Source organism: Cyclobacterium xiamenense, assembly GCF_009467825.1.
Lineage (GTDB): Bacteria > Bacteroidota > Bacteroidia > Cytophagales > Cyclobacteriaceae > Cyclobacterium > Cyclobacterium xiamenense.
In genome coordinates this window covers 1-13,026 of record NZ_WIOK01000058.1, presented here as the reverse complement: position 1 = coordinate 13,026, position 13,026 = coordinate 1, and the positions used below count along the sequence as shown (strand labels likewise).

At 46.2% G+C, this 13,026-nt stretch carries 10 protein-coding genes and 1 other RNA gene; 6 read left to right on the top strand and 5 right to left on the bottom strand.

Translation table 11 applies throughout. The annotated features are described in order from the left end of the window. Nucleotides 1–63 precede the first annotated feature (63 nt). Both GCU44_RS22575 and GCU44_RS22570 read right to left on the bottom strand, forming a co-directional pair. The gene (locus tag GCU44_RS22575; RefSeq protein WP_154859658.1) at nt 64–432 is read right to left on the bottom strand and encodes a GreA/GreB family elongation factor; all 369 of its coding nucleotides are present in this window, start codon (nt 430–432) and stop codon (nt 64–66) included. A gap of 323 nt (nt 433–755) precedes the next feature. Then, entirely contained in the window at nt 756–2,000 is a 1,245-nt protein-coding gene (locus GCU44_RS22570; protein ID WP_154859657.1) for a hypothetical protein, read from the bottom strand. A 387-nt stretch (nt 2,001–2,387) separates the two neighbouring features. Here GCU44_RS22570 and GCU44_RS22565 point away from each other — a divergent pair, with 387 nt between their 5' ends. After that, nucleotides 2,388–2,570: a hypothetical protein gene (locus GCU44_RS22565; protein WP_154859656.1), complete on the top strand. Its 183-nt coding sequence runs from the start codon at nt 2,388–2,390 to the stop codon at nt 2,568–2,570. Between the two features lie 200 nt (nt 2,571–2,770). Here GCU44_RS22565 and GCU44_RS22560 read toward each other — a convergent pair whose 3' ends face one another. After that, complete coding sequence (locus tag GCU44_RS22560; RefSeq protein ID WP_154859655.1) at nt 2,771–4,432, bottom strand: vWA domain-containing protein; 1,662 nt, start codon at nt 4,430–4,432, stop codon at nt 2,771–2,773. 44 nt (nt 4,433–4,476) lie between these two features. Here GCU44_RS22560 and GCU44_RS22555 point away from each other — a divergent pair, with 44 nt between their 5' ends. Both GCU44_RS22555 and GCU44_RS22550 read left to right on the top strand, forming a co-directional pair. Then, nucleotides 4,477–4,761 (top strand): hypothetical protein, encoded by a 285-nt coding sequence (locus tag GCU44_RS22555; RefSeq protein ID WP_154859654.1) that lies wholly within the window; start codon nt 4,477–4,479, stop codon nt 4,759–4,761. Nucleotides 4,762–5,178: 417 nt separating this feature from the next. Continuing rightward, entirely contained in the window at nt 5,179–5,958 is a 780-nt protein-coding gene (locus tag GCU44_RS22550) for a LytR/AlgR family response regulator transcription factor (RefSeq protein ID WP_154859653.1), read from the top strand. A gap of 426 nt (nt 5,959–6,384) precedes the next feature. Here the strand turns inward: GCU44_RS22550 and ssrA are convergent. Next, nucleotides 6,385–6,789, bottom strand: a transfer-messenger RNA (tmRNA) gene (ssrA, locus tag GCU44_RS22545). 327 nt (nt 6,790–7,116) lie between these two features. On the opposite strand from ssrA, the gene GCU44_RS22540 reads away from it, so the two are divergent. The 3 genes from GCU44_RS22540 (at nt 7,117) to GCU44_RS22530 (ending at nt 12,376) form a co-directional block, all read left to right on the top strand. Continuing rightward, nucleotides 7,117–8,259, top strand: coding sequence for a sensor histidine kinase (locus GCU44_RS22540; protein ID WP_154859652.1), 1,143 nt, complete (start codon nt 7,117–7,119; stop codon nt 8,257–8,259). A gap of 72 nt (nt 8,260–8,331) precedes the next feature. Then, entirely contained in the window at nt 8,332–11,325 is a 2,994-nt protein-coding gene (locus GCU44_RS22535) for an ATP-binding protein (protein ID WP_154859651.1), read from the top strand. Then, a complete protein-coding gene (locus GCU44_RS22530; protein ID WP_154859650.1) occupies nt 11,312–12,376 on the top strand; it encodes an ATP-binding response regulator in 1,065 nt (354 codons plus the stop codon). The genes GCU44_RS22535 and GCU44_RS22530 overlap by 14 nt, the downstream gene beginning before the upstream one ends. Here the strand turns inward: GCU44_RS22530 and GCU44_RS22525 are convergent. Next, entirely contained in the window at nt 12,354–12,734 is a 381-nt protein-coding gene (locus GCU44_RS22525; RefSeq protein ID WP_154859649.1) for a response regulator, read from the bottom strand. The genes GCU44_RS22530 and GCU44_RS22525 overlap by 23 nt on opposite strands. Nucleotides 12,735–13,026 lie beyond the last annotated feature (292 nt).

Genomic DNA, 13,026 nt, shown 5'->3' with positions numbered 1-13,026 from the left:
TCTTACAGAAATAGCATCCAAAATCCTCAAACTTGAGAAAAAGAAAGACAAAATGTCTTTAAATCAACAGATTAAGTGCTTAGCTTGACGGCTATGGCCTACTGGCAGGGGCCATTCCACCCGATCTCCTTCTTTGTATCCGATCAGGGCAACGCCGAGCGGAGAAAACAGGGACAGTCTATTGGCCTCCAGGTCAGCTGCTTTGGGCAATACCAGTGTCATGGCGATGAGCTGCTCGTTTTTCTCAAATTTGGCCTCAAAGTAGCTGTTCAGTTGGATGACTTTGCGCGGCATGCTGGCATCCGTCACTTTTTTCGCATGCTGAATTTCACTTACCAATTGCCGTACTTCTTTGGTTTTCTCCTCGGGAGTCAGTTCGTTAATGGTAGAAAAGATGGCGTCTGCATCGCTTGTTTTAATCAGTGGAATCATGGTATTGTATCATTAACTATTGAAAAGCACACGGGGCGTGCGGATTAAACATGCCTGTGCTGGAAAAGTTTATACCGCTCCTTTGGTTTTTATGGGAGATACCGGGGAAACTAGCGGGCCGGGTACATCCGTTTCACAAAGCCGACGGTTTTCTTGGGCAGGTTTTGGGAATACGGAAAAAAGGTAATCCGGTGAAGGTACAAAAAAATACCATCGTATCCGTTTTTTTTCGTGTTTTTTTAGCAGAATAAAAAGGAACGCAGCAGCAAGGGGTGTTTTTGTCGGGGGGCATGCGGGGGCGTATTCGCGGCCGAATAGCGGGTCTAGGCGAATCCAAAAAGGGTCGGAAAGAGCAGGCTGACCAGAATGGCCCAGACCAGGTAAACGGGCAGGTAGGACTGCATCGTTTTTCGTACGGCCTCCAAATCTTCTTTGCCCCGAAGCACACCGATCAACTTCTTGCTTACCCATAACAGGTGTAGCAGAATCAAGGCATTCCCTCCCAGCACGGCCATGCGGTTAGGGGTGACACCCCATTCGGCCAAACGAAAGGCGATAGCTGACAGCGCGACTGCATTGACCAGTATACTCAGCAGGGAAAGTAGGGTCAATACCCCAATCTCCCAGCGATTTTTTCGCTGGTAGGAAAGGCCGGCGATGGAAAAGAAAACCAGGGCGAGCACCCCTACCAATAAGCCATTGAAGAGCAATAGAAACTCCCGGTCTGTGTAGGGATTTTTGCCCGAATAGAGAATAGCCCCCAGGTAACTAGTCACCATCAGCAGCACAAGCGGACTGAACAGGGAGGCAACCACCTGCGAGATTTTACCCACCACTTTTGGGTTGGTCTGGATCAGGTAGGCGCTGACCAGGGGCAGGGCCGCCAAGCCAAACACCAGGATGTATTCCGTATAAAAGGCTTCGATGGGTAGGCCAATCAGGGAAAAGAGCCCAATGGTAAGGCCGCTTAGCAGGCCACCAGCCATGGCCAGCGGGACGCCCATGACCAGCATATCGCCGTTGAATTTGAGGAAGGCGATCCATCTTTTTTCGCGTTGCTGTCCTCCCCCCGCATGGGAAAAACCAAACAGCCACCAAAGCACAAAGAGCAGGTGCAGGCAGGCGAGGATTAGGGTATCACTTTTGGGATTGGCAGGAAGTAGGTTGAGGTACAGTAGGCCGGACAAGCCTGCGGCGGCGATCAGGAGTACCTGTCGCGTTTCCAGTTGGTTTTTCCAGCAAAAAAAGGCAGATAGGGAGCCAAAGAGGATAAAGCCTAGGTTTCGGGGGTAGAAAAACTCCTCGTTGATGCCCAGGATGAGGGGTAGTTTGGCGGCGATACCGGCAAGTACGGCCAGGCCCAGGACGATGCCCCATTCCTTTTGTTTGCCCCAGTGGAGGCCTTCCGGTTCGTAGGTGAGTCGCTCCCACCAGAAAGCAGCCATTGGGGATGCACGCAGTTCCGGGTACAGGTCCAGAAATGCCTTTCGGAAAGCAGCCTTGTCCGAGCGGTAAAGGAATTCGAGTTGATCGGGTTCAGACAGGTGTTGGCGAATGGAGGCTTTCATGGGAGTCGTGTTGGTAACCGATTTGTTTTTTGGGAGTTAGCGTAAGGAGCGTGTCGGTATTTTTCCACCCGTTTTTACCGGTGCCTTTTTCCGTTTAAGTTTAGAAATACAGTAACGAAAAGTAGGTATTTTTAAGGATCTTATCTAGCACTTCGGGTGGTTTTTTTTTAGTTAAGAATTTGTTAGATCGGTTCTTGGCGTTTGCCAATTTTGGGTTCTTAACTTGCCCCTTACCATGTGGCGCAAACGTGGCCAAAAAAGCGTAAAAACATTCCTGCTTGATGATCGGCATTTGTTCCCGGGACTGTTTCGGAAAAGGCATTGGTTGAACCGGTTCTGTGCGGCTTAATTTGGTTGGTCGTGGACACCAAGCTGAAAAGGATCCGAATGGTAGGAATGAAACAGGCAGAGGAGTGCCGGTATGTTTTCGTTGACGTGCACCATAAGGTAGTGGGACCGTCAATCGGTGCTGTGATTGCCGTACTGCCAGGTATTTCCGTGAACCCTTGCCACGGACTGGCAAAATGGGTAATTCAGGTGATGGATCGGGCGGAACATTGCCGGAGTTGATGTAACCCTTTTACCTTCGGGCTTTTACATGATTCATTTTTGCGAGCGGCAGGATGCCAAAAAAAAAAGCAACGGATGACGGAATTGTTTCGTCAACCGTTGCTTTCATTGCATGGGGGGAATCCAGGCTGATTTGATGTGTTCAGGCTTTCGCCCGTAGTTCGCCTGATTAACTTTTTTTCACAATCGTTCAGAATATGTTAGCGGATGATAATGATGTCTTCTCCCTCAAAATCAGTTCCATCCAAAAGCTTACCCATTACCTTGACTTTTATCAGGTCGTCTCTGGAAACGTCACCCAGCGTTTGAATGATTTCCTGCGCATCAAATTTAAGTGTCAGATCCATAAATCCATCGCTCCCGAGCTCATTGCATGCCCCAGAATCAAGTGGCTTATCTGCGAGGGGAAGGTAGGGAGTTGCGACATCGCTGTAGGCATGCCGTACTGGTGAAACACCTTCCATTGTTAGGGTAGACAAGTCAATTTCGTTAACGTCAAAGTCTGCTGTTCCCAGGATTGCGGTAGGTATTACACCGTTTCTTCGCAATTGAATGGGATTTGGACAGCTACCAGGATGCACGTCAAAAGCAACGGGTACTACTGGTTCCGGAACGGTGATTGTAACCGAAGTCGTTCCATAGGTCGCGCCGTCGCCTACCAGACAAAGATCAAACGTATACACTCCAGGGGCGGTACCTTCCGGAACGGTAACCGTGACATCAAATAGTCTTTCAACAGGCTCATCCAGAACGATACCTGTATGGGAGCCGGGAGAAACGGCCGTGAGCCAGGGAGCATAGACCGGATCGCAGGTTTCAATACTTAAGTTGTCAATTTTATTGAGGTTTTCAGCGATAATGTTGGCAATAAATTCTGCGACATCCGGGCTGGAAGAATCAAAAGGAAACGCATCCCCGCCTGTAATCTGTGAAGCAGTTCGCCATAGATTGAATGCATCACCTGAGGTAGGGCCTGAAAATAACGTGATCAGGGTATACCCGTTGTCTTTTAATTCGTTGATGGTTTTAACGAATTCCAGGTCGTCTGCTGTACCCGCTGTGTTATCCCTCCCCGGGTCTGGGCCTCTGGATATCCCATTCAATCCAACAAGTCCATAGACATTACAATCATGGGGGATCGCATCCAGCCAATAAATGGCGATCTTTTTCGAGCCCGGTCTCCAGTTGATGGATTCGTCATTGTACAATTCCCAAAGGGCTCTCGTATAGCTTTCAGCAATATCCATTCCGTTTCCTAATACCATGGAATTTATGCCCGTAGCAGTACTTGACAGGTCGGAACTTAAGTTGGCGTTCAGTTGGTAGGGGAAATCAGTACTAGCTCCATAGGTAGAACTGTAACCACAGCCAGCAAAGGGGCCGCTGTAGTCCACCTGTGAAATTGCACCAAAATTTGTATCGGGTATTAAGCCTCTGACGGCATTCATGATATTGATGGAATTGGCTTTCGCCGTATTGAGAACGCGCCCCATGCTACCCGATACATCCAACATAAACATCACATCTCCGGTGGAGGGGGCACCGTTGATTTTACCGGTCAGGGTTTGGGTATGGCTTTCCTCCGGCATCAGTGTTGCTTCGATCGGAGACTCCAAACTCGATTCGGTGGAAGCGGTACTAAGTCTTAGCTGTTCCGAATACTTCTTCGAATAATCCTTTAGTGGGACCAAAGAAGTAGGTAGATCGCCCTCAAACTCATTGGTCGACAAATCGTCTGCAGTATTTTGGGTAAGCGTAACGGCTTCTTGCTGATTTTCTGTCAAATCCTGACAGGCAGCAAACGCCAGAAGGATTAGTAGACTGCACCCGGTTTTTACCAGGCCTTTTGTTGCGTTTCTCATGGAATAAATGGATTTGGGTTTAACAAAGAATAGGAATTAAAAGAATGAATACAGCATATAGCTGTTCCCTGGCATGGCAGGCCAACGGGCTATGGCATTGCGTCAAGCTAACTCCCGGCCATTCGACGGAAATTGCCAATCAAATAGGTTGGAGCAGGTTGAATGTACGTTTAATTCTCGGAGAAATGAACGGAGAATGTACCTGCCTGCCAGTAACCTATCCCAATCGCAGCTTTGGGTGTACAAATGATGTAATCAGTAAAAAAATGTATGTAAAATATCTTTATGTGGAAACAAAAATTTTGGAAAGGCAAGCAAAGGTGTTTTAAGATCACGAATGTATGTAAAATGCCTGGTGCAGTAGGGATAGGTTGCGGTGAATCTACGTCTAGTCCAGGTAGTACACGATACTTCGGCAATGCCCCTTGGTTTGCATCGGACTCCATTGAATGGCAAAGGTTCTGTTTGGTGCCTTGCAAATAGCATCCAACTAGGTTTCACTGATCGAAATGATCGGCTTCAAGTCTGTCACAAGTCGCGAATTCAACAACGATCAAACATTGACCTATTGATGACTTATTTATAAAAAAAGTTTATTTTAATTATAAAAATATATTATTTAAAGAATATATTTAATTGGTAGTTTTTTCGCGTAAAAAAGGTATAAAGTATTTTAAAAATGAATTTGTGTAAAATATTATTTTTATTAAATTTATAAAAACGAATTAATCACCTATGTGGATACTATGAAGAATACGGTTCGTATAGTTGGTGTAGCTAAGGAAATTGATGCCTTACGGCATAGCATTGAAAATGAAGTAAAAGGTGCGCGGCTTGTAAAGGGTTACCCGGAGGCCAATAGCTTTTTGGTTGATTGGGAAGCAGGGATGGACGATTTTGATTTACTTTTTCTTGATGTGGAGATGTTTCCGTTGATTGGAATGGAACTTATCAGGGAGAAGAAGAAAGTCAGTTCCCGGCTTGTTTTTGATATTGTGTTTTTGACAGCAAGCATGGATTTTGATGCTGCGTCCGTTCGTCAACATGGCATCGAATGCATCCAAAAACCACTGATTGTGGGTGAGCTTCATCGGTGTATTGAAAATTGGAAGCGGAGGAAATCAACAGTGGTCAGTCCTGCTTGTAGCGAATTTCCCAAACAAGTTTTAGTGCAAAACCAAAAAGTGTGCGATCACTTGGCGATACCGACCATTGAAGGCTATGAAATCATTGAAATTGGCCAAATAATCCGGTGTGAAGCCGATCGGAATTACAGCTATATATACGTACTCAGAGGCAGGCAGCCCTACCTCGTTTCAAAAAATTTAAAAGATTTGGAAAAAGCCCTTTGTTTAAACGGCTTTCTACGAATTCATCACTCACACTTAATCAATCCATTGTGTATCAAAAGGATACTCCGGGCAGATGGGGGAATGATCGAAATGATTGATGATACGAAAATAAGAATAACCAGAAATAAATCGAGCGTGGTAGAAAGGCTTTTTGTCAACATCACTAAAATTTGAATCTACACGTACGAACAAAACAATAGGCCCATGTCGACCTAAATGGGTAAGGGATATTTGGGGCACTGCCGTGATTTCTAGCAAAAATCAAAACAGCTACGCCGTACGGATAGACCTCAGCAAATTGCAGAAAGTCTAGCAGGGCCAGTGGCCGTTGAAGGGTTCATCCTGACTTTTGATTCGCACGCAGCGGTGCCTTCTCCAGAAAAGCATGCCCATTTTGTCTTCCGGAGACCGGGGAAAAATATTTGTCCCAAAGGGTAGCTCCCAGTTCAAGGCCCAGCCTTCGATCCAAAATAGCGTAGCGAAAACCCGCCGGTACGGTTTGTTCTGTCCTCTAAAAAGCTAAAATCAACACCCCAATTAATACCTCATTAAAAACAAAAAACCCCAACCACCCATTTAAAGTTGGTTAGGGTTTAGAAGGTGTGGAGCTGGCGGGAGTCGAACCCGCGTCCAGATAGGGAAACACCGTACCGTCTACATGCTTAGTCACCGATTGGATTGTCGGCCGAAAGCTGCTGGGTGACACACCTACTTCCGGCTTAGCCACTTGTCTTAGCCCTGCTTAGTAGCCTCACAGGGAGCAGCACCGTCAAGTCGACACCCCAACTCTACCCGGACAGTGCAACGGGTAGTGGGATGTGGCCGGGGAGCATCTATCGAAGCTCAACCCTTTAAGCAGTATCTATTCCCCGAAGGGTAAGATTAGGCAGCCATGGCGTAATTAGATTCGCCAAGTATGGTTCGTATGAATCGTTCAAGGCCGTACATACTCCAGCCTGCATGCGAGCCCAGTCCTTACACCTACTGTCAAAACCGGTCAGCCCCATTTGAATGAATTAGACAAAAGTACCACAAATTTGGTTCCAAAAAAGGAAAATTTACCCGAGGAGCCTATGCGAGGCGATCTTGCATGGTAAGCATCAAGACCATGCATTGACTTTCCTTATTCCCAAGCAATACACCGGTGGGATCCTGCTTAAAAAAAGGGAATCAGGCAGGGAGGAACTCGGTAGCCGCTCAAGGCTCCGTTTGTTAATACAGGGATGCATTTCATTAGCAAAATATACAAGCGGCGAAAACGCGTAGAAATTACGAGTATCTTTAATTTTATTCGTTGTCGCTTGATCTAAAATTAATTGATAGTATTGCTGTATGATTTTACCCAAGGTGTCAAAGCGCCCCCCGGATGAAACCTGTTTGGTCGTTGTTTTACCGGTAGAGTTTCGGCAAGATGGTTTTTTTTGGAGACTGGAAAGTCCGTTGGATTGGGACGCTCTATTGGGCGTATCCCCCGAAAAGGAGGAACGCGATGCAATTCGGCGAACGCTGGGAAAGGAGATGCAGCGTGCCTTCGTGAAGAAAAGGAAATCCAAGGGGTACGCTTCCGATGAGGGACTTCCGGTAGCCTGGGAAACATCTGTAAACATACAATTTGGAATGTATTGGCTCCGTTTCTGCGGTGAGGCCCAGTGGGACGAAAAGGGCTGTGTTTTTCGTGGCCAGGTACAGCATATCAGCGAGTTTAAGCAAAAAGAAGAGAAATTGAAAACGGCGCTGCAATTGCAGAAGCGGGAAAATGCCATCAAAACAAATTTTATCAATTACGCCGTACACGAGTTTAAGGCACCTCTGGCGACAATTTTCAGCTCATTGGAAATACTGAATCATTACGCAGACCGTTACGAGCGGGAAAAAGGTGAGGTACCGTATTTTAGCGAGCACTTCCGGAAAATTGGTAAGCACTTGGGGATCATGAATGCATTTTTGGAAGAACTGGTGCTCCTAAGCAATGTTCACAAGAATGGTCCTGCGAATTCCAGAGAGGCATTTTTTCTTGGAGCATTCATCCGTGATCTCGTGCGAGGTCTTGAACTGCCTGCGATGAAAAACCGAAACCTGGCTCTTTCGTTGCCAGATGAGGACCGTGAAGTCACCCTCGATAAGCTGCTGCTAGAGCATATTTTAAGAAACCTTTTGAGTAACGCGTTTAAGTACTCTCCGGGTAGGCAGGATCCAGAGCTAGCGCTTCACATCCAGGACGGATCTTTCACCCTAATTGTGCGCGATTATGGCGTGGGGATACCGGAAATGGAACAAAAAGAGCTATTCCGCATTCCCTATCGGGCGTCCAATGCGAAGGCCTTTGCCGGTACCGGAATGGGCCTACTGATCGTCGGGGATTTTGTGGAGCGGTTGGGAGGGAAAATCTCCTTTCGCTCGAAAGAAGGGAAGGGAACTTCCTTTGAATTGGAATTCCCCCTGGCGCAACCTCAATTCACGCGGGCATCAAAATGAATTTGAACAGGGAATTTTTTTACTAGAAAAAAATGTTTACATTGAAACCTACACTATGGCGTATAGGAATCAATGGTCTTTAGGAAGAAAGCGCAGATGATAGATAACGGGAGGATTTTGGAAGCGATTGGAAAATCTCACGTACTTCTGCAGCAATCGGCTAGTTTGAGTGAAGGCATACAGAAAACCTTAGCGGTGCTTGGAGAGGCCACCGGCGTGGACCGTATTTATATTTTCAAAAACCATTTTAACGAGTCGGGGGAATTTTGCATGTCCTACGCATTCGAATGGGTGGCCAAGGAGATCGACGCACAGATGGATTTCACCTTACTTCAAGCGCTTCCCTATTCGATTTTTCCGGAACTGGAATCCAAACTGCAGAAAAACCAGGTGATTTACGATCTGGTGAAAAACTCGAAAAACAAGGTGTTCTACGAGGCTATGCAGGAGCAGAACATCATTGCTTATCTATTTGTGCCGATTTTTTCAGACGCCAAGTTTTGGGGATACATCGGTTTTGACAACTGCAGCACGGAAGATTTATTTTCAAGAGAGCAGGTGGCCGCGCTGCATGCCCTTGCCGCCACCCTGGGGGCCCTGGTTCTGAACCGGAAACAGAAAAAGCGTTTGGTTCAGAGTCACAGAAAATACGTAAAGTTGATCAACAGCATCAACGATGTTATTTTTCGGCTGGATGCAAATCAGAGCATTGCCTATATCAACGAGCCCTGGACGAAAATCAGCGGGCACGAGAGAGCGGCTTCGGCCAATCGGGCATTCAGCGACTTTCTTGATGATGAATTCAAAGCGATATTCCAGCGTTCCTGGAAGAAATTAATGAAAAAGCCTGATTCGGTAGAGTTGGATTTAAAGTTTAGGATTAGGGGGGATGGTTCTTTTTGGGGCAAATTATCCATGCTATCCAACTTCTCCAAAAAAGGGACATTTTCGGGTGTGTCCGGCTCTCTGGTAGACATTACCAATGAAAAAGAGATGTTGGATGCCCTGACTGTCTCCGATCGACGCATCAAATCCATTCTGGACAATGTCACGGACGTGATGTATTCTTGGACCCCCGATAGCGTCACGGAGCCGGTATTTATTACGGAAAATGTAAAAAATCTGGGCTTGAAGCATAGTTCCTTTCTATCCGACGATCGGTACTGGTTGAAAATCGTTCATCCGGAAGACCGGCAAGGGGTATACGAGGCCAGTCAGGTTTTGTTTAAGGGGGAGCCCATGGATCTTACCTACCGTATCGTCAACGATCGGGGAAAGCAACTCTGGCTACGCAACCGAGCCTGGGTTAGCAAAAAAGATGCGGACGGCCGCGTAATTACTATCAGCGGTAAGTTTTCCGATATCACGGACTTGAAAACCAAGGAACTCCGGCTTCTGGAAAGCGAGAAAAAGATTAATCAGTACAACCAATTGCTGGAAGCGGTAAACGATACCCAGTTGAATTTTTACCAGCAGGATGATTTCCGAAAACCGTTACACGAACTGTTTGAAAAAATCCTGACCTTGATAGATAGTCAGTTTGGGTTTATGGCAGAGGTATTGTACGACGAACAGGGTGCTCCCTATCTCAAGTCCCACACCATTACAAATATTGCCTGGTCGGATGAAACAGAGGCCTTTTATCAGCAAAATTTTCAAACGGGGATTGAGTTTCGCAACCTGGATACGCTATTTGGCTACTCGCTCAAAACAGGGAACACGGTTATTGCCAACGATGCGGCCAACGACCCCCGCAGTGGGGGAATTCCAAGGGGGCATCCGCCATTAAAACGGTACCTTGGCATCCCGGTTTACAAAGACAAGCAACTCGTGGGCTTGATGGGCTTTGCCAACAAGCCCACGGATTATTCTTCGAACGATATCGTACTCCTGCAACCCTTAATTTCCAGCTATGCCAATCTGATTAAGACCATTCGGATTAACAGGGAAAAAGAAAAAGCGGAGCAGGAAAGGGAGGAAGCAAATAAATTGTACCAATTGATCTCGGCGAATTCAAATGACATCATCGCGGTACACGAGTTGGATATGACTATCAGTTATATTTCGCCGTCGATTTATAAGCTACTTGGGTATCGCCCGGAAGAGGTGATTGGAGAAAATCCCCTTGCTTTTGCTGAAATTAAAAGTTCCAGTGGTGATGTACACGATTTGGAAAAAGAAATCAAACTGATCGTCGTTCACCTACATAAGTATACCGGAAAGCCGGTGTACCTGGAAACCTATCGCAAGCCACTTTGGAATGAGAATGGGGAAATGTACGCGATGTTGGCTACTTCCCGGGATGTGACCGAACGCGAGTTGATGTTAGAGCAGCTTATCGTGTCTTATGAAAAGGAAAAGGAACTCAATACGCTGAAATCCAGGTTTATCTCCATGACTTCCCACGAATTGCGCACACCCATGTCCACGATTTCCAGTAGTAACGAGTTGCTAGCGTTTTACTTGAATGAAATTCCCGATCCGGTGGTTCGAAAGAAAGGTTTACAGCACGTGACACGCATTGGAGCGCAGGTGTCCCGGCTTTCGGGAGTGATCGACGATGTCTTGCTCCTCGAAAAAAATGCGGAGGGAAAGATCAAAGTGGTACTAAAAGAAGTGGATTTAGGAATGTTTTTTGAGGATTTTGTTCAAAATTTTTCGTACGAACAATTTCCGGAGAGGCCCATTAAGCTGCTACTTCCAGATCGTGAAAAGACGGTAAAAACGGATGATCGGCTACTCTACCATATTGTATCCAATTTGGTAGACAATGCCTACAAATATTCCCAAAACGCCGAAAAAGGACCGGAGATTGAAGTAACTTTCGGGGAAGAAGACTATTGTTTTTGTGTGAAAGACTATGGAATCGGAATTCCCAAAAGCGATCAGCAGTACATCTTTGATTCTTTTTTTCGCTCCAAAAATGTGTCCACGATTCAAGGGACCGGGCTTGGTCTCAACATTGTCCGGGAGATGGTGCACAAATTGAATGGGACCGTCCGATTTACCAGCGAGGAAGGAAAAGGATCCACGTTTAACGTAACCTTGCCCTATGTCATCCGCTAAGCAGATTTTACTCGTAGAAGACGAAGCAGACCTGCGAACCAACCTGGTGGAGCTGCTGGAAATTAAAAAGTACGCAGTTATTGCAGCAGCGAACGGGCAGGAGGCCCTGAAACTGCTGGAAAAGTACCCGATCGATCTCATCGTTTCGGATATATTGATGCCTGGCATGGACGGATACGAATTGCTTCAAAAAGTTAGGGCGAATGTTAGTTATGCCAACCTCCCCTTTATTTTTCTGTCTGCGAAGGTGAGCAAGGAAGAGATTCGGGAAGGGATGGAAGGTGGCGCCGAAGATTACCTGACCAAACCCATTAAGGCAGTAGAATTATTCAAAGCGGTGGAAATCAGTTTGAATAAAAAGGAAAAGCGGGAAGCCTGGGCCAACCACCACCTGGAGACGGTTCTAAACGAAGAACGGAATGTTCGGTTCCACGAGCTGCGCACTCCGCTTTTTGGGGTATTGAGCATCCTGGAGTTGCTGCATGAGAATTTCCTCTCTGACGAACCCATGGCTCGCGAATTACAGGCGGACTGGATTGAAAAGGCCTTTTCGTCTGCAAAACGGCTTAACAATAGCTTGCAAAAGCTGATCTTATTTCAGGAACTCGGCAATCTTGGCCAACCACAGAAACAGGAGCTGTCGTTGTTTGACTCGTTAAAGGCGTTGCGGAAATCCGGTGAGGATATACCTGATTTTAGCGTTCATGGGAGTGACCGAATTCTCGATTTTGAACCCACCCAATGGGAATTTGTGATACGGGAGTTATTGGAAAACGGGTCTAAATTCGGTGATTCAGAGAAACCAATGGTTATTAACAGTGGGGAGAACGCAGTAGAGATTCGAAACAAGCAAGGGCAATTTGACCGGCCACAACTTTTTTTGGTTCGCCCGTTTTTTCAACTGAACCGGGCCTATTTGGAGCAACAAGGCCTGGGCTTGGGCCTTTACCTATCGCAGCGTTATTGTATCCAAAACGGATATACGCTACAAGCGCAGGTGGATTCCCAGTTGGATTTTGTCGTGACGATCACGTATTCGATTCCGGATTAGCTAGTTGAATCAGTGTCTCCGCTTTTTTAAGCAGTTGGTCGAGGGCTAGCGGCTTTTGGTAGATTTCGTTTGCTCCGGAAGAGTTGAATTTTTCGGAATCGATTTTGCCGGCTGTGATGACGATCACCGGGATGCCGCGTAAATCCGGATTTGCTTTGATTGCTTCGATCATTTCGTACCCATTCATACGAGGCATCATGATATCGGTGATGATCAGGTCCAGCTGACTTTCCCGAACCAGTAGTTGATACCCCTGTCTTCCATCCGCTGCTTCATAAACCTCGTGGCCCTTCAGTGTGAAAAACTGTTTCAAAACGGCTCGTAACACCAGGTCATCCTCTACGACTAATACCTTCATGCGTTATTTTTGCTTGGTTGAGCTAGAAAGGTAAAAAATATTTCCAGTAAAAAAACACGAAAGTCGAGAATTGAATAAAGGTATTCACGGGCACATGCAATTGGTTTACAAATCAATACAATTCAATCAAATCCTCTTCCGAATTATAAATATTTGAGGAGGTATCCGGTATAGCACGGGGTACCGGAGAAAGCTAGTGTTAAGTTAATTATGATATGACGTATTAATTTTGTACCTTTAAAAGAAACTATGAAGAGGTACACTATTAAATTATTGAAAGATGAGGTTGATG